General features: G+C 32.9%; 15 protein-coding genes. 6 read left to right on the top strand and 9 right to left on the bottom strand.

Annotated features, from left to right (window positions below; genetic code table 11):
* Positions 1-5 precede the first annotated feature (5 nt).
* The 3 genes from B3W71_RS02960 to B3W71_RS02950 all read right to left on the bottom strand — a co-directional run bounded on the left by B3W71_RS02960 (position 6) and on the right by B3W71_RS02950 (position 2,626).
* A complete protein-coding gene (locus B3W71_RS02960) occupies positions 6-368 on the bottom strand; it encodes a GNAT family N-acetyltransferase (protein WP_346887453.1) in 363 nt (120 codons plus the stop codon).
* A 156-nt stretch (positions 369-524) separates the two neighbouring features.
* Complete coding sequence (locus B3W71_RS02955) at positions 525-1,913, bottom strand: HAMP domain-containing sensor histidine kinase (protein WP_346887452.1); 1,389 nt, start codon at positions 1,911-1,913, stop codon at positions 525-527.
* A gap of 2 nt (positions 1,914-1,915) precedes the next feature.
* Complete coding sequence (locus B3W71_RS02950; RefSeq protein WP_346887451.1) at positions 1,916-2,626, bottom strand: response regulator transcription factor; 711 nt, start codon at positions 2,624-2,626, stop codon at positions 1,916-1,918.
* Between the two features lie 189 nt (positions 2,627-2,815).
* On the opposite strand from B3W71_RS02950, the gene B3W71_RS02945 reads away from it, so the two are divergent.
* The 4 genes from B3W71_RS02945 (at position 2,816) to B3W71_RS02930 (ending at position 5,707) form a co-directional block, all read left to right on the top strand.
* Positions 2,816-3,727 carry an ABC transporter ATP-binding protein gene (locus B3W71_RS02945; protein WP_346887450.1) on the top strand — a complete coding sequence of 304 codons (912 nt, stop codon included), beginning with the start codon at positions 2,816-2,818 and terminating at the stop codon, positions 3,725-3,727.
* Positions 3,727-4,482, top strand: a complete 756-nt coding sequence (locus tag B3W71_RS02940) for an ABC transporter permease (RefSeq protein WP_346887449.1) — start codon at positions 3,727-3,729, stop codon at positions 4,480-4,482. The genes B3W71_RS02945 and B3W71_RS02940 overlap by 1 nt, the downstream gene beginning before the upstream one ends.
* A gap of 12 nt (positions 4,483-4,494) precedes the next feature.
* Complete coding sequence (locus tag B3W71_RS02935) at positions 4,495-5,229, top strand: ABC transporter permease (protein WP_346887448.1); 735 nt, start codon at positions 4,495-4,497, stop codon at positions 5,227-5,229.
* Positions 5,230-5,341: 112 nt separating this feature from the next.
* A complete protein-coding gene (locus B3W71_RS02930; RefSeq protein WP_346887447.1) occupies positions 5,342-5,707 on the top strand; it encodes a YxeA family protein in 366 nt (121 codons plus the stop codon).
* A 165-nt stretch (positions 5,708-5,872) separates the two neighbouring features.
* Here the strand turns inward: B3W71_RS02930 and B3W71_RS02925 are convergent, their stop codons facing one another.
* A complete protein-coding gene (locus tag B3W71_RS02925; protein ID WP_346887446.1) occupies positions 5,873-7,075 on the bottom strand; it encodes a C40 family peptidase in 1,203 nt (400 codons plus the stop codon).
* Positions 7,076-8,133: 1,058 nt separating this feature from the next.
* Between B3W71_RS02925 and B3W71_RS02920 the strand changes: the two genes are divergently transcribed.
* Complete coding sequence (locus B3W71_RS02920) at positions 8,134-9,465, top strand: haloacid dehalogenase-like hydrolase (RefSeq protein WP_346887445.1); 1,332 nt, start codon at positions 8,134-8,136, stop codon at positions 9,463-9,465.
* A gap of 359 nt (positions 9,466-9,824) precedes the next feature.
* Here the strand turns inward: B3W71_RS02920 and B3W71_RS02915 are convergent, their stop codons facing one another.
* The 5 genes from B3W71_RS02915 to B3W71_RS02895 all read right to left on the bottom strand — a co-directional run bounded on the left by B3W71_RS02915 (position 9,825) and on the right by B3W71_RS02895 (position 13,599).
* Positions 9,825-10,409, bottom strand: coding sequence for an isoprenylcysteine carboxylmethyltransferase family protein (locus B3W71_RS02915; protein ID WP_346887444.1), 585 nt, complete (start codon positions 10,407-10,409; stop codon positions 9,825-9,827).
* 157 nt (positions 10,410-10,566) lie between these two features.
* Entirely contained in the window at positions 10,567-12,411 is a 1,845-nt protein-coding gene (locus B3W71_RS02910) for a heavy metal translocating P-type ATPase (protein ID WP_346887443.1), read from the bottom strand.
* Positions 12,412-12,426: 15 nt separating this feature from the next.
* On the bottom strand, positions 12,427-12,648 hold the full coding sequence (locus tag B3W71_RS02905) for a cation transporter (RefSeq protein ID WP_346887442.1): 222 nt from the start codon (positions 12,646-12,648) through the stop codon (positions 12,427-12,429).
* 214 nt (positions 12,649-12,862) lie between these two features.
* Positions 12,863-13,084 (bottom strand): cation transporter, encoded by a 222-nt coding sequence (locus B3W71_RS02900; RefSeq protein ID WP_346887441.1) that lies wholly within the window; start codon positions 13,082-13,084, stop codon positions 12,863-12,865.
* A 146-nt stretch (positions 13,085-13,230) separates the two neighbouring features.
* Positions 13,231-13,599, bottom strand: a complete 369-nt coding sequence (locus tag B3W71_RS02895; RefSeq protein ID WP_346887440.1) for a metalloregulator ArsR/SmtB family transcription factor — start codon at positions 13,597-13,599, stop codon at positions 13,231-13,233.
* A 571-nt stretch (positions 13,600-14,170) separates the two neighbouring features.
* Between B3W71_RS02895 and B3W71_RS02890 the strand changes: the two genes are divergently transcribed.
* Positions 14,171-18,412, top strand: a complete 4,242-nt coding sequence (locus B3W71_RS02890) for an acyl-CoA dehydratase activase-related protein (RefSeq protein ID WP_346887439.1) — start codon at positions 14,171-14,173, stop codon at positions 18,410-18,412.
* The last annotated feature ends 70 nt before the right edge of the window (positions 18,413-18,482 follow it).

Below are 18,482 nucleotides of genomic sequence, written 5' to 3'. Positions count from 1 at the left end.
TTTATTTAAGAAATGTTATGTTTGTTGGTTGGTATCCACATTTTTATAGCATTTATATTATGACATATTTCTATTAGTTCATTGATTAATACTCGTCCAATACCCTGTCGCCTCAATTTTTTTAATACTCCAATTTCGTATAAGCACATCATATCTCTTGTCATATCCACTCTGTTTTGACAATATGCCATTGCATATCCAACAACGCATTGGTTCTCTATAGCAACTAAAAAATAGTTATTTTCATTAGCAAGAAATTTATTAATGGCAATTTCATCTAATATTACATCATCTTCTTCTCCTTTTACTTTTGTAATTGCTTCAATTACTAATTTAATGTCTAAGCTATTACATCTATGCACCCTCATGATTGACTCCTTTCACCAAAGCAAATAATATTAAATATTCCATTTTCTATTATTGTACCATAATCCATAGCTATATCCATCTTTTCTTTGTTCAACCATTTTGATTATCAAAATTGAAGCATTAAGGTGCATTTTTATAACATTGTAAGCCATCTCTTAATAAAACTTTATTGAAGGTAACTCAATTTCTGCTTTAAACCCTTTTCCTATATCACTTGATAAAATCAAACGTCCTTCATGTGCCTTTGCAATTCTTGCAACCATTGGTACACCTAAACCATGCCCATTCTGGCGGGGGCGCTTTCTTTTAGAAGAAAAGGGCAGTTCTAATAGATCAGGAAGTTCATTTTGAGAAATCCCCTTACCATTATCAGCTACGATGAAACTATAGGTCTTATTGTTTGCATCAAAGGATGTTTGCAATTGTATCCGACATCCCTCAGGATTATGATTAATGCTGTTTTGTATCAAATTAGTAATGGCCCGGGTCAGTAAACGTTCATCACCACTTACTTGAGCGCTTTCATCCGAAATCTCTACTTCCAGCATGAACCCTTCATCTAATCCATTATTTAAAAATTCCGATGCAATTTGTCTTGCCAATGCTGATAGCCGGATCGGTTTTTTGTTTATGGGCTGCATTTCATATTCTAGCATTGAAACAAGGTTTAAGTCGCTTACAAGGGAGCGCAGGTTTTCTGCCTGCTGCCTTATAATACCCGCTTCTCTCCTTTGTTCTGTTGGAATATCCCTATTTTCCTCCAGATCACTTGCATAGCCAAGCACCATAGAAAGAGGGGTTCGTATATCGTGTGAAATACCAGCAATCCAGTTGGAACGGGCTTCATCCCTGCTTTTCAAACTATCATTTCTTTGCCTTAATAAATCTGAAGTGCGGTTCACGCTTTGTGCAAGGTTAGCTAAGATTCCTTTTGGATCTACAAATGTTTCTCTATCCTCAGCAAGGTCTTGTATTCCTTGGATTAGCGGACGGATGGAGTGGATTAACCTGTAGCCTATGAAAAGTGATAAAAGTAATGCCAGCGCAATATTTCCAATGAGTAAAGAAGTAATCCTTACCGGCAAAGAAGAAGCTAAGCTTATTGGAAGGATATATTGATATTTTGCCAAGGTTTTTTTCGGATACCCCACAACTACCAATCCTTCATCATGTTCCCATACAAAAACGGGATAATCCATCAAGTAGCTTCGGGTAAACTTAGCAGCATCGGTTAATGAATATGTTTTGGGAAGTTCGTTGGGAAGCATATAATTCCATGCTACATCTCCTGTATTGTCAATGAGCATTGCCCATGCATGATTCTGCTTCAGTAATTTTTCTGACGAGGAATCCAAAGAATAGGTATTAGATGAACCATGCAAGCCTTCTGCCACGGTTTGAGCAACAGCAGCTGGAGAGTTTCCCTCATTCATACCTTTGAATACCCAGATACCTAACAGTATAAAGTTTAAAATTAGTATAAAAACAGAAATTATCATGGTTGCACTAATAAAGCGTTTTAAGATGCGTACTGTGCCTTCCATCTTTACTCCTCCTTTACCATCAACTTATATCCTAACCCTCGTATGGTCTGTAGATATTCCGGATTGGAAGGATTTCCTTCGATCTTTTCCCGGATACGACGAATGTGCACCATAAGTGTGTTTTCATATCCATAATAATCATCTCCCCATGCGGCCTGACAAAGAGCGTCACTGGTTACGATTCGATTTCGATTTTCATAAAGCTTAGAAAGCAATGCATGTTCTTTTGCTGTCAAAGAATATTCGTCGCTACCATTCCGAGCGATACCACTTTCAAGATCAATAATGCGATTCCCCAAGTTGAAGACTGGACGTTGTTCTCTCTTAGGCTGTGAATAAACCCGTCGCAATATTGCCGTTATACGAAGAACTAGTTCCCGTGGCAAAAATGGTTTTACAATGTAATCATCTGCACCAAGTCCAAGGCCTAATAGACGATCCTCATCCTCACCTCTTGCTGATAAAAAAAGGACGGGCATATTTGATATTTGACGCAAGGATGACAGAAGAGAAAAGCCGTCTCCATCAGGTAACATCACATCCAAAATTGCTATATCAGGTTTTACAGATTGAAAAACCTCCATTGCCTCTGCACAATTAGAGGCTTGATAAATACGCGCAAATCCTTCTTTACGCAAGAATCCCTCTACCATATTTCTTATTTCACGCTCATCCTCCACGATGAGCAGTTTTTTATTTTTAATATAATCCATATAAAATCACCCACAATAATTATACATTATTATTTCTCATTTCACCCATTATATTCTTCCTATTCCTACGATTTAAGGTTGACGTAAGGTTATTTTCAGCTTGAAGAAAGGTTGCCTCATTATACTTTAGGTATATGAAAATAAAGAACAGATCAAAGAACACTGTTAAACAGATTGGAGGAAGTTAATATGAGTCAAATTGTTTCTACTCATAATCTTTCAAAGCGGTATGGCAATGACTACCGTGTGAAGGATATAAATTTATCAGTATGTGAAGGTGATATTTACGGCTTTCTTGGTCCCAACGGAGCAGGAAAATCCACAACATTAAAAATGATTTTGGGGTTGACTAGACCTACTGATGGCAAAGTAACGGTCTTTGGAAAGGATTTTGAAGAAAACCGCAATCTTATTTTAAGCCAAACCGGTTCTCTCATCGAATCTCCATCCTATTATGGGCATCTTACAGGACTTGAAAATATGCGTGTTATACAGAGGCTGAGGGATGTACCAGATAAGAATGTATCAGAGGCCCTGAAGATTGTACGGTTGGAAAATCAAAAGGATAAAAAAGTGAGTCAATATTCCCTGGGCATGAAGCAACGTTTAGGAATTGCCATGGCGCTGCTATCTTTTCCAAAGCTTTTAATTCTGGATGAACCTACAAATGGTCTTGATCCTGCTGGTATCGGTGAAATCCGTGAACTGATTAAATCTTTACCTCAGCGTTATGGAATCACGGTACTGATTTCTAGTCACCTTCTTTCTGAAATTGAGCAGATTGCAACCTCTGTAGGCATTATCAACGATGGAATGATGATGTTCCAAGGTAGCATGGATTCGCTGAAAAACAAAAATCGCCCAACTATTGAGATAAAGACACGACACAATACATTGGCCCAGAAACTACTTCTTGCCAAAGGTTTCTCTCCTATAGAGCAGGAGGACTCTCTTGTGTTTGAAAACCTGACAGATGATCAAATAACACAGGCAAATAGAAGTTTAGTTGCAGCTGATATTGATGTTCTTCGTATTGAAGAGCATAAGAAGAACTTGGAGAGCATTTTCCTAGATATTACGGGAAAGGAGCAGAGTCTGTAATGAAAGCCATTAGACTTGAATTCTATAAATTGCGTCATAAACACTTGTTTTTGATGACTACATTATTTTTACTAGTAGAAATCGCATGGACGTTCATGTCAACCAGTATGTCCATTTCCCGTAATCCAGATTATGCCATATGGGAGCTGCTTATTGCAACATTGTCATCCATGAATGGCCTGTTTTTACCCATTCTTTCAGCAGTATGCGTATCTCGAATCTGTGATATGGAGCATAAAGGAAATACGTGGAAATTATTGATGACTGTTTCTGTAAAGCAAGGTCAACTCTATGCAGCAAAGTTTATTTCAGCATCTATAGTCATGCTGTGGGCATGTACCCTGCAAGTAATTGCCATAGTAGTATTTGGCGTTGTTAATGGTTTTGAGCAACCTGTGCCATTATTTTTGCTAGTTCGATTTCTTATAGGTATGGTTTTAACCAATATGACCATTATAGCATTACAACAATGGGTATCCATGGCAGTGAAAAATCAGGCTTTCGCACTATGCCTCGGTATGATCGGTGGATTTATCGGCATGGCAGCAGGTTTGTTCCCTTCTGGAGTGCGTAGGATTTTTGTGTGGTCATATTACACAGATCTAAGCCCAATTACACAAAGCTATATAAGTGAAAAAATGCAATTTATTGTACGAGATATGAGTTCATTACTGCCTGCGATGGCGATGCTGATTGTGGCTGGAATTGTTATATATCTAGCTGGAAGCACCCATATATCCAGGCAAGAGGTATAAGGAGGATTGATTATGTCAAGACGGTGTATTTCTGCTGAATGGGTGAAACTTCGCCATTCCCATATATGGATGATACTGATGATTCTTCCGGTTGTAAGCGTATTGATTGGCAGTGCCAACTTTTGTATGAACCAAGGTGTATTGAAGAAGGAATGGTATAGCCTATGGTCACAAATTGGTTTATTTTACGGGGAATTTTTCTTTCCAATTCTTATTGCTATTTGCTGCGCATATATGTGGAGACTGGAACATCTTAATAAAAACTGGAATATGATTATGACCGCGCCCGTATCAGCTGCCAGTATTTTTCTATCTAAATTGATAGTAGTGGGCGTGCTGCTGATTTTTGTTCAAGGATTCTTTTTTCTATTGTACTTCTTTGGAGGTAAACTGTTAGGCTTAACCTCTTCTCTTCCTAGTGAACTACCTGGATGGATGCTTCGGGGCTGGATATCTGCTCTTACAATTGGCACACTGCAATTAGCACTATCCATGTGTATCCGTAGCTTTGCTGTTCCTATTGGGATAGGTTTATGTGCTACTTTCCTTGGCCTAGGTATGTACGTTATGCATTTTGGAATGTTTTTTCCTCATTCACTACTGACCATTGGTATGGGAGTTCTCAGCCAAACAAGCCTTTCATCCCAGGGTGATCATCTTTTGTTTTTCATAATGAACTTGCTATACATTGTTGTAATCAGTATAGTAGCCATACATCATATGAGAAAATCTGATGTAGTAGCCTAGGCACATGAAAATAAATAATNNATTTTAACGACGCAGTATTCGTGGCAAATAGGCGAGAAAACTGATCTATTATTTATTTGATAGTGCCTCAAACATAGAAAGGAGTGTTTTCATGAAAAAAACAACAAAACTATTAGCTGCCGGTGTAGCCCTTATTATTGTTATGGTTGTATCATTTTTCATATTCTTTTTTAATCCTGCCAGGCTTACCCCCAAAAATCCTGAAGGGAAAACCTGCTATTACACTATGATAGTCAATGATGACACAAAGTTAAAGGTCGAAGAAGAGTGTGAATATACATTAGATGCTTATAATAAGAATGGTAAAAAAAAGACCCTTACCTTTATCAGTAACAAACAACTGCGAGAAGGTGCGTATTTAGAGTTATATGTTGCACCATTTCGTGGCGTTACCTACTGGCAGGAGGTTCAGTTGGATGAATTGCCTAATCAAGTCAAGAATGTTTATTCAGAGTAAAAATTAAAAGGCGTATTAGTGAAGAATTTTAAATTGTAAATATATGTTATCAAATTTTCTCAGCTGTAGTATTATAGACAGGAAATACGGGTTTGATGCTATATGAAAAATAGCCACAAAGTAGCAATGAACTAATTTGTGGCTATTTCTGACTTGTAGTATCAATTAAATTTTTCTTATCCATCCGTGGTTTGTTTGCCACCATGTTCCGCTTTCATCTATTATTGTAAATGCTTCTCCTGGAACATATGAACCGATTCTGTTACCATTAGGGCTATCCATAATTGGCATTGTTATAGTAGATTTTACATTCAGTGTACTTACATAACCATGATTTGTTTCCCACCAATTTCCCTGCTTACTCATAAGTATAAAGCTTTCATCTACTGAATATGATCCAATTCTAGTACCATTTGGGCTATCCATGATTGGCGTATCGGTTGAGGCTTTATATGCACGTTTTTGTACAAATCCGTGGTTTGTTTGCCACCATGCACCAATTTCACAAAATGCTGTGAATGATTCCCCTGGAACATAGGAACCGATTCTGTTGCCATTAGGATTATCCAAGATTGGCATTGTATTATAGGATGTGCCATTTGTTACATTTATCCATCCGTGTAGTGTTCTCCACCACTGACCACTTGCACTAATGACTGTAAATGATTCTCCAGAAACATAACTACCAATTCTAGTACCGTCAGGGTTGTCCATGATATTTATTGTACCTGAAGGAGTGTATGTGTACTTTTGTATATATCCGTGGTTTGTTTGCCACCAACTACCTACATCACCTATAATGGTATACTCTTCTCCTGGAACATAGGAACCGATTATGTTACCATTAGGACTATCCATAATGTTCATATTTGTAAAGGCGTTACATACAATTGGAGTGAAAGCGCTGATACCAGGCACTCTTCTTGCTGCATAGAAACTCCAACTCTCTATCGGTGATATTTTTACTACATCGCCTGTTTTAGGTGCGTGAATAACTTTACCATCGCCAATATATATACCAACATGTTCAGTGTCTGGAAATACTAAATCACCTGGTTGTAGATCAGATTTAGATACGGGCACACCAACATGTATTTGATCATGAGTTGTCCTAGGTAAATTTATTCCAAAATGTGCGTATACATATTGTACTAAACCAGAGCAATCAAAAGTAGGTTTACCATTTCTGTCCAATTCACCTGTGGCTCCCCATACATAAGTACATCCTAAAAATTTTTTTGCATAACTTACTATATCTTGTCCGGTAACAGTAGTTGCTTCTACATTTGTATTGAATAACAATACGTTAAACAATAAAGTAAAAACTAAAAGTGAAGAAATGATTTTGCTTTTTCTTTTGAACTTCATTTTTTATCCCCCTAAAATTTATTTCATTTACAAGTATAACTATTAAGTGTAAAAAATTACAAATACTGTGCAAATGGGTACTTGAGGAATAGATTCTTAATGCTCTATATTCCTAATATATACTTATTATTACCTATTATTACATATATTTATATTATATTTCATAATATACATTGTTAATCATTAGTTATATTAGACTGAATTTATAAAATTACCCCTTCTAATTTCCCAAAAGCATATATAATATAAGAGCACATGTTTATAAGAGTGGTAATATTATGAAAATAGATTTTATTTAAGATTTATGCGGAATAATTTAGCTTTATGTAGGAATAATAAGATGTATCTAATTGAGAAGTAGGGTATATATTTGCTTGAGAAAAATAATAGGAAAATTGATATTTATCTTAGATTGTATAAAAAAAATGGAAGCAAGCAAGACATATAGAAGAGCAAATAGAAAAGATAACCAGATTTATAATAACTCTTTCTGTAGCTACCATAGGTTTAATTATACAGAAGTCATGCTCTAGAATGTGTATACTTTTAGCAATATTTTTAATTATATTAGGTATATACGTTATTATTATTTTTATGAAGTATTATGAAAGGTTTAAATTTCATATTGGAAGAGAGAGGATTATTAGAGAATTTGTTGATGAAAAGTATTTGGGCTCAAATGTAAATAAATTGATGAGGAAGAGCAAGCTAAATCATAATAAAAAGTATTGTATTACTTATAAAGTTAGACTTTATTTCTCATGATATCAGATTATTTTATTTTTAGAGCACGCTCGTTTACAATTTATTTACATTTATAACGTATTTATCTAACTTGTATGTGTGATATCCCATCTGAGCATATTGAATTTTAAAAATTCATTAAATTTTCTTATTGACATTTTCCCATGCTCATTGTATAACTAAGAAGGTCCTAATAATAAGGTTTACATAACTACTTACAGTAAACTCACAAGTGTTTTATTTCCATTTAGTAGTTTATATTAATCACTAAATCAAGGATAAAAATCTACATAATAAAGTAAGAGGTGTAATTTATGAATAATTTGAAAAGAAAAGTCTTGTGTATAGCTTTAGTCTCCACTATATCCATTTCTCTAGTTGCTTGTGGAAATTCTGATAAAGCTAAAAACACTAATAATGATAAGGCTACTACAGAGCAGTCAAGTAAGAATGAAGTTAAACTAGAAAAAGGTAACTGGGCAAATGAAAACTATGAAGCCTTAAAAACTCTTATAGAAAACAACGGTAAAAACAGTAAAGACTATGATGAAACTAAAAAACCATATGCTGTATTTGACTGGGATAATACTACAATAATTAATGATGTTGAGGAAGCATTACTTGCATATCAATTAACAAACCTTGAGTTTAAAATGACTCCTGAAGAGTTTAGTAATACTATTAGAACTAACATTCCAAAGGATAACTTTAATGAAAAATGTAATAACAAAGCTGGAGAGGCTGTTAATATCGAATCAGTTGGTGCTGATATTGATTCAGACTACAAATTCTTATATGAAAATTACAAGGGATTCAAAGGCGATAAATCTTTAGATGAGATTAAAAATACTCTTGAATATAAAGACTTTATAGCTAAAACTAGATATCTTTATGCATCAATTGGAGAATCTTTTAGTTCAGATATAAGCTACCCATGGGTAACTTATTTATTTGCTGGAATGACACAAGAAGAAGTTGCTACATTAACAGAGAAATCAAATGATTACTGGTTATCTCATGAACTTGGAGAAGAAACTTGGGTAAGTCCAGAAGAATTAAAGGGCAACGCTGGTGTAGTTTCTGTTACTTTCAATACTGGTTTAAGAACAATAAAAGAACAACAAAACCTTTATAAGACTTTAATGGCTAATGGAATAGATGTTTATATCTGTTCAGCATCATTTATAGATGTTGTTAGAGAATTTGCTACAAACCCTAAGTATGGATATGATATTCCAAAAGAAAACGTATATGCTATGGAATTAGTAAAAGATGATAAAGGCGTAATTAAACCTGAATTTAACAAAGATTACTATCAAACTCAAGGCAAAGGCAAAACTCAAACTATAGAGAAATTTTTAGTAGAAAAGCATGGTGGAAAAGGTCCTTTAATAGTTGGAGGAGATAGTGCTGGAGATGTTGCTATGTTATCTGACTTTAATGATACAAAGTTTTCATTAATCGTTAATAGATGCAAAGGTGATGAACTAGGTAAGCTTTCAAAAGAAGCTGCTGACACTATAGGAAAAGAGGATGCTAGATATTATTTACAAGGAAGAAATGAAAACACTGGTGAATTTATACCAACTCAAAAATCTGTATTCCTTGGAAAAAGCGAAGAAGTTTTATTAAAAGAATCTAAATAATCAAACCATGCTTATATGACAAAGTGAATTAATTATAGATATTACTTATAAAAATAAAATATTGTTTTAGGATTAGGGGCTGTGCACTAAATAATTAGTGCACAGCTTCTTTTTGTATAAACAGAGTTCTTTGCTTCAGAGGTGGTTTTTACTCTCACTGAAGCTTACTAACGGACTTCTAAGTATCAGTATTTTTAATACTTAGAAGTCGTTGTCATTATCCGGATATTATCATTTAATATTATGTTGATATTATAACAATTTTTAAGGGAAGCCACTTCAACTCGGCTTCCCTTAATGCACTTATTAAGAAGATATACTATTTTAACCAACAATCTACTTATAATAGACTACATTGTTCAAAAATATCTCCTTGCCTTCTTTTTGTAGTTCAAATATTCTTTTCCAAATACAGTAGGTAGAAATTTCTCTTCTTCTAATATTTGAAGATGGAGCAATAAGATTGAAGAACACGCAAATATTAGATTAAAGGTATTTGAAAACGCTATAGCTATGCCTATATAAAAAAGGTCAAAACCCACAAATGCAGGATTTCTGCTGTACTTGTAAATACCAGTATTAATTATTTTAGTCTTTTGAGTATTATCTATTCCTGCTCTCCAACTATCACGCATTGTTACCATGGCAGTAATAAATACCACAACGCCTAATAAAGCAATAACAAATCCTATATATCTTATTAAATTATTTTGTATTAAGATTGGTAAGTTTTTTATAAATACAACACTAATGAATTGTATTCCTGCTGTTAAAAATGTAATGGATTTTAAAATAGTTTCGATAACAAAAGTCTTTTTAGGCTTACTACCTCTACCCATTCGATCAGTTTTAATGCCACTTTTACCTTGCATAAGCATTTTAGCAAAATAACTTCCATAAAAAACTAAGATAACTATTAAACCTATAATATTATTTGTGTTCACCCATCCCCCTCCTTTTACACGATTACAAATAATTACTAATATATTTAGCCGCAACACCATTAACCCTATTCATCTTACGGTAATTTCACTGACATGAACGGCTATGGCAGACTTTGCAAGTGCAAGCCCAAGACCATATCCATTTGTTTATACTCTATTATAAATTCTTAACATTTAATGCTCTGAAAGAATTCAATACTGCAAGGATAGTTACTCCTACATCAGCAAATATTGCAGCCCACATTGTAGTTATTCCCAGTGCACTTAAAATAAGCACAAGAACTTTTATACCAATTGCAAATACAATATTTTCATATGCAATTTTTAATGTCTTCTTGGAAATCCTCATTGCAGTAGCAATTTTGGAAGGTTCATCAGTCATAATTACAACATCAGCTGCTTCAATAGCGGCATCAGAACCTAAACCACCCATTGCTATTCCAATATCTGCACGAGCTAAAACAGGTGCATCATTAATTCCATCTCCTACAAAAGCAAGTTTACCTTTTGCAGATTTTTGTGAGAATAGTTCTTCCAGTCTATCAACTTTATCTCCAGGTAATAGTTCAGCATATACTTTATCAATGCCAAGATCTTTACCAACTTTTAAGCCAACATTTTTATTATCACCTGTTAACATAACTGTTTGTTTAATGTTAGCTGCCTTTAATTCTTTTATTGCCTGTGCTGAATCTGCCTTTACCTCATCTGCAATAACAATGTATCCAGCATATTTGTTATCAACTGCAACATGTACAACAGTACCTATGAGCTCTCCATCAAAATAAGGGATATTCATCTTTTTCATGAGCTTGACATTACCTGCTGAAATCTTTTTCCCATCAACTATTGCATTAACACCATGACCTGATATTTCTTCGACATCCGAAATACGTCCATTATCGATTTCTTTACCATAAGCACGTTTTAGAGAAATAGAAATTGGATGATTGGAATAACTTTCTGCATAAGCAGTTAATTCTAATAATTCTTCTTTTGAAATTCCATGACCATTAATTTCTTGTACATTGAATACACCTTTTGTTAGTGTTCCAGTTTTATCAAAAACAACAATTTCTGTTTGTGCTAATGCTTCTAAATAACTACTGCCTTTAACTAAGACTCCCCTTCTTGAAGCTCCACCTATTCCACCAAAGAAACTTAAAGGTATGGAAATAACGAGAGCACAAGGACAAGAAACTACAAGGAATGATAATGCTCTATATACCCAATCACTGAAAGTAGCCCCATCTATAACAAGAGGCGGTACAATAGCAAGTATAGCTGCAATAATTACAACAACAGGAGTATAGTATCTAGCAAACTTAGTAATAAATTGTTCTGAATTAGATTTTTTACTGCTTGCATTCTCAACTAAATCGAGGATCTTACTTACAGTAGATTCTTCAAATTCCTTAGTAACCTCTACAGTAATAACTCCATTTATATTAATACATCCGCTTAGAATATCGCTTCCTACTTCTACTTCACGAGGAACAGACTCTCCAGTAAGTGCTGATGTATCAACCATTGAACTTCCATCTATAACCTTACCATCAAGAGGAACTTTCTCTCCTGCTTTAATTACAATAATATCTCCAACCTTTACTTCATCTGGGTCAGTCTTAATAAGTTCCTCTCCTTTTTTAACATTGGCATAATCGGGTCTAATATCCATGAGGTCTGAAATTGACTTTCTTGACTTACCAACTGCATAGCTTTGAAATAACTCACCAACTTGATAAAACAACATAACTGCAACACCTTCTGGATAATCACCAATTAAAAGCGCTCCAATTGTAGCAATACCCATTAAAAAACTTTCATCGAAAACTTTACCCTTAATGATATTTTTAACAGCCTTCATAACTACATCTCCACCTACAATGATGTAGCTTGTTAGAAACATAGCAGCCCTTAGCCATTCAGTATTAAAATTTATGAACACTGATACAATAAATATTACTGCACCAATAATTATTCGCCATAAACGCTTTTTCATTCTTACACAACTCCTTTAAGCCTTTTTCATAATCACATGAGACTCAATGTTTTTGACGATTTTTTCTGCCTCTTGCACAATTTCAGACATCTTTTCATCTTCGCTCTCAATGATAAGTTTTTGTGTCATAAAGTTAACGGTAGCTTCCCTAACACCAACAAGCTCATTAATAGCCCTTTCAATTTTTGCTGCACAATTTGCACAGTCTAAACCTTCAAGTATAAATTTCTTTTTCATGATACATCCCCCTAAATATTATTTATAATTTTATTTTATATGCTCTAAGCCTTTTTTGATTCTCTTAGCACATTCCTTACTTGATATGAATACTTGAATATATATTCATGTGTGCTTTTAAAAAACATCTAGATTTAATACATTAATAATTCTTATCGGTATGAATTAAATCTAGATTATATATACTTTTATGCTTTAAAATTCCTTTAAGCTTTTAAGCTTTTTTCACAATAACATGAGACTCAAGTTTTTTAACGATTTTTTCTGCCGCTTGTACAATTTCAGGCATCTTTTCATCTTCGCCCTCAATAACAAGTTTTTGTGTCATAAAGTTAACAGTAGCCTCCTTAACACCATCAAGCTCATTAATAGCCCTTTCCATTTTTGCTGCACAATTTGCACAATCTAAACCTTCAAGTATAAATTTCTTTTTCATAATACCATCCTCCTAAATATTATTTGTATTTTATATATCTAAGCCTTTTTAATTTTCTTAGTATATTTTTTATTTTATGTGAATACTTGAATATATGTTCATGTTTTTTCTTAAAAATATTCTAATATATATTTTTACGTATTTTTTTATTCCTCGTTGATATGAATTAAACCTTGGTCAAATATATTCTTTACATGGTCATCATCAAGAGAATAATATACTACTTTACCTTCTTTTCTATTTTTCACTAAATTAGCCTGCTTTAAAACTCTCAATTGATGGGAAATTGCTGATTGTGTCATGTTAAGCAAAACAGCTATATCGCAAACACACATTTCAGCTTCATCCAATGCCCATAGTATCTTGATACGGGTTGAATCTCCAAATACTTTAAATAATTCAGCTAAGTCATAAAGAATTTCTTCTTCAGGCATTTTAGATTTCACTTCATTTACAATATCTTCATGTATTACATCACAATCGCATCTTTCAATTGGAGTATATTTCTTTGCCATATTGTCTACCCTCTTTCTATAGCACCTTGCTTTGATACTTGAATGACTATTCATATGTTATATTCTTATTGTATTCCTAGTTTAATCATATGTCAATAGTTATATGAACAATTATTCAAGTGTTTTAGAAATATTTAATTTAAGTACTTTAATACACTAATTATCATTTTTCTTATGTTTATAAAAAATAAATTTAAGACCATTCTAAAGAGTAGATTGGAATTAAATATTTATTACCTCTTTTTCACATCCCAAAATAGGTATATTATGCATTAAAAAGAGCAGAATTATAAACAGAGTCCTAAGCTTCAGAGAGGGTTTTACTCCCACTGAAGCTTACTAAGAAGTCGTTGTCCTTTAGGGNNTTAGGGGAAATCGTTATCCAGGTCGTAACCGCTCTTTACTACCACTTTGAAGAAAAGCAGAAAGCTCAATCTCTGATTTGGTGCGAATCGCTTTCACAGAGTGCAATGTGAGTATTAGAGCGGCTAGTCATCGGATAAAATGATGTTTAAATATTATACATCATTTTAATTATATTAATATTAATTTATGTTGGGATGAGAAGTTTATGAAAGAAGTATTACATTTAGGAGTTGATATAGGATCAACTACTATTAAGCTTGTATTATTAGATACTAAGAACAATATTATTTATAGTAAATATGAAAGACACTACTCTAATATAAAGGAGACTACAGCTTCCTTTATATTAGAAGTTTTTAAAAAATATAAAGATTATGATATCACAGCAATGATAACAGGCTCTAGTGGATTATCACTATCAAAGTTTTTAGGATTATCTTTTATTCAAGAAGTTATTGCTTGCACAGAAGCCGTTGAAGTTTTTATAAATAATGCTGATGTAGTAATAGAATTAGGTGGAGAAGATGCAAAAATAACATATTTTGAAGGTAGTTTAGAGCAACGTATGAATGGTGTTTGTGCTGGTGGTACAGGCGCTTTTATAGATCAGATGGCTACATTACTTGAAACAGATGCTAAAGGATTAAATGAATTAGCTAAAAATTATAAGATAATTTATCCAATTGCTGCAAGATGTGGGGTTTTTGCAAAAACAGATATACAATCTCTTATAAATGAAGGAGCCACCAAGGAAGATATAGCTGCATCTATATTTCAAGCTGTTGTAAACCAGACTATAAGTGGGCTTGCCTGTGGAAAGCCAATAAAGGGAAATGTTGCGTTTTTAGGAGGTCCTTTATACTTTTTATCAGAGCTTAGGAAAAGGTTTATTGATACTTTAAAGTTAAAGCAAGAAGAAATATTATTTCCAAAAGACCCTCAACTATTTGTAGCTATTGGTGCAGCTATTGAATCTAAAAAAGAGAAAGTTATAACTTTTGAACAACTGTTAAAAGCTGTTGAAAGTTTAGAGAATAATAATATAGCTACTTCAGATACCTTAGAGGCATTATTTAAAAATGAACAGGAATTACAAAGCTTTAGACAAAGGCATTACAATTATAAGGCAAAGACAAGGGATATAACTTCATATGAGGGAGAGACTTTTTTAGGTATAGATGCAGGTTCAACAACTACTAAAGCTATATTAATAGATAATGAAGGGGCTATATTATATTCTTTTTATGGTAGCAATAAAGGCAATCCTATGCAAATTACTATAAACATATTAAAAGATATATATAGTAAAATTAATGAAAAAATAAGAATTGCTAAAGTTGCTGTTACTGGATATGGAGAGGCTCTTATAAAGTCAGCTTTAAATATTGATATTGGAGAAGTTGAAACCATTGCACATTATAGAGCAGCAAAGCATTTTTTAAAGGATGTGGACTTTATTCTTGATATAGGAGGTCAAGATATGAAGTGCATCAAGATAAAAAATGAAGTAATAAATTCTATTCAATTAAATGAGGCTTGTTCATCAGGTTGTGGTTCTTTTCTTGATATGTTCGCACAATCTTTAAACATGAACATTGAAGAGTTTTCCCAAAAAGGTTTACTTTCAAAAAATCCAGTGGATTTAGGGTCAAGATGTACTGTATTTATGAATTCTAAAGTTAAGCAAGTCCAAAAGGAAGGCGCTGATATTGGAGCTATATCTTCTGGATTATCTTATTCTGTAATTAAAAATGCCCTTTATAAAGTTATAAAAATAAGAAAACCTGAAGACCTTGGAGAAAAAATTATAGTTCAAGGAGGAACTTTTTATAATGAAGCTGTTCTAAGGGCCTTTGAGAAAGTTACTGGCAAAGAAGTTGTAAGACCAGATATCGCTGGTCTCATGGGAGCATTTGGAGCTGCCCTTATTGCAAAAGATAACTATAATGGAAATGAGATTTCTAATATTTTAGGGGAATCTGATCTTGAAAAATTTGGAGTGTCAAATGAATTTAGACATTGTGAATTATGTAGTAATAATTGTTTACTTACTGTAAATAAATTTTCTGATGGTAGGAAATTTATTTCTGGTAATAGATGTGAAAGAGGGATAGGAGTTAATAAAAATACAAAAAAAGCAGCAAATTTATTTAATTATAAATATAAAAGAATTTTTGGATATATACCTCTTTCAATAGAAGAAGCAACAAGAGGAGAAGTAGGTATACCAAGAGTCTTAAATATGTATGAAAATTATCCATTTTGGCACACTTTCTTTACAGAACTAGGTTTTAGAGTAATATTATCTCCCAACTCTACAAAGAAAATTTACAATGAAGGTATTGATACTATACCATCAGAGTCTACTTGTTATCCTGCGAAAATTGCCCATGGACATATAACAAATCTTATAAAGAAAGATTTAAAATTTATATTTTATCCATGTATTTCTTATGAGAGATTAGAAGATAAAAGTGCAGATAATCACTATAATTGTGCCATAGTAATTTCTTATCCAGAGGTTATTAAAAATAATATTGAATTTTTGAGAAGTAAAGACATAATATATAAAAATCCATTTTTGAATTTTAATGATAGAAAGTCAATGAAGAAGAACTTATATGATGAACTAAAAGTATTTGATATAAGTCAAAAAGAAATAAGCTTTGCAGTTGATAAAGCTTATGAAGAAGTTACTAATGTTAAAGAGGATATAAAAAATAAGGCATTAGAAATTCTAGAAGACTTAGATAAAAGTGGTGGAAAAGGCATTGTATTAAGTGGCAGACCCTATCATTTAGATTTAGAGATAAATCATGGTATATCAGATATGATATCGCAAGAAGGATTGGCGGTATTTACAGAGGATTCTGTAGCTGATTTAGTTAAAACTCCAATACCATTAAGAGTGCTGGATCAATGGACTTATCATTCAAGAGCATATAAGGCAGCTCAGTTTGTAGGTACTAGAGAAAACTTAGAGTTAATCCAATTAAACTCTTTTGGATGTGGATTAGATGCAATTGCTACAGATCAAGTACAAGAAATATTAGATGGCTTTGGTAAAATATACACACTATTAAAAATAGATGAAGTTAATAATTTAGGGTCAGCTAGAATCAGAGTACGTTCTCTTAAAGCTGCCATGGATGATATAAATAAGTCACGAATCTTAAATTCAAATTCAAAAATCATTAATCCCTATGATAAAATTATATTTACAAAAGAAATGAGAGAAAAACATACACTACTTTGTCCTCAATTTTCTCCAATACATTTTGAATTGCTAGAAGTTGCTTTTAAAAGCTCAGGATATAATTTAAAGGTATTACCTACAGTTGATCGACATACAATAGAGGAAGGATTAAAGTATGTAAATAATGATACTTGCTATCCTGCCATTGTGGTAGTAGGTCAAATTATAAGTGCACTTAAATCTAAGCAGTATAACTTAAATAGTACTTCTGTGGTGATTTCTCAAACAGGAGGTACTTGTAGAGCATCTAACTATATTGCTCTTATAAGAAAAGCATTAAAAGATGCAGGATATGAAAAAATACCAGTTATATCTTTAAGTGTTCAAGGAATAGAGAACAATCCAGGGTTTAAAATAACAATACCAATAATTAATAAGGGATTAATGGCATTAGCTTACGGAGATATGCTTTTAAAAATGACAAATAGAGTAAGGCCTTATGAAAAAATAAAAAATTCAACAAATTTACTTTGTTTAAAATGGTTAGATATATGTAAAAATAGTATAGCTAGTGGAAGCTTTAAGGAATTTAAAAATATTACAAATGAAATGGTAAATGAATTTGACAGCTTGGAAATGAAAAATACAATTAAGCCAAAGGTAGCAGTAGTTGGAGAAATTTTCTTAAAGTATAATAGTTTAGCCAATAACAATATTATAGAAGTACTAGAGGAAGAAGGCGCAGAAGTAATAATACCAGATTTAATATACTTTCTATTGTATTGTGCCTATAATCAGAAGTTTAAATATGAAAAGCTAGGTGGAAACTTAAAAAATTTCTTAGGTGGTAGATTAGCTATTGAATATATAGAATTTTATGTTGCACAAATGAAGAAAGCACTAAGTAATAGTGAAAAATTCATGCTACCACAAAGAATTGAAAAATTAGCTAAAGGAACTGATGATATTTTATCTCTTGGTAATCAAGCTGGAGAGGGATGGTTATTAACCGCAGAGATTATTAAGTTAGTGAAATCTGGAATTAGTAATATGATTTGCATACAGCCTTTTGCGTGTTTACCAAATCATGTAATAGGAAAAGGTATGATTAGAGAAATTAAAAGAAGATATCCTTATTTAAATATTACTCCAATAGATTATGATCCTGGTGCTAGTGAAGTAAACCAATTAAACAGAATAAAGCTCATGCTTTCTACTGGAATTAAAAATATGGAAAAAGTACAAAAATAAACAGAGCTCTTTGCTTCAGATGGGGTTTTTTACTCCCACTGAAGCTTAGAAATCGTTATCCAGGGACGTA

The organism is Clostridium sp. UBA1056, assembly GCA_002316385.1.
In the GTDB taxonomy this organism is placed as follows: domain Bacteria; phylum Bacillota; class Clostridia; order Clostridiales; family Clostridiaceae; genus Clostridium_J.
The sequence above is the reverse complement of the archived record's forward strand: the minus strand, read 5'-3'. Positions and strand labels throughout refer to the sequence as shown.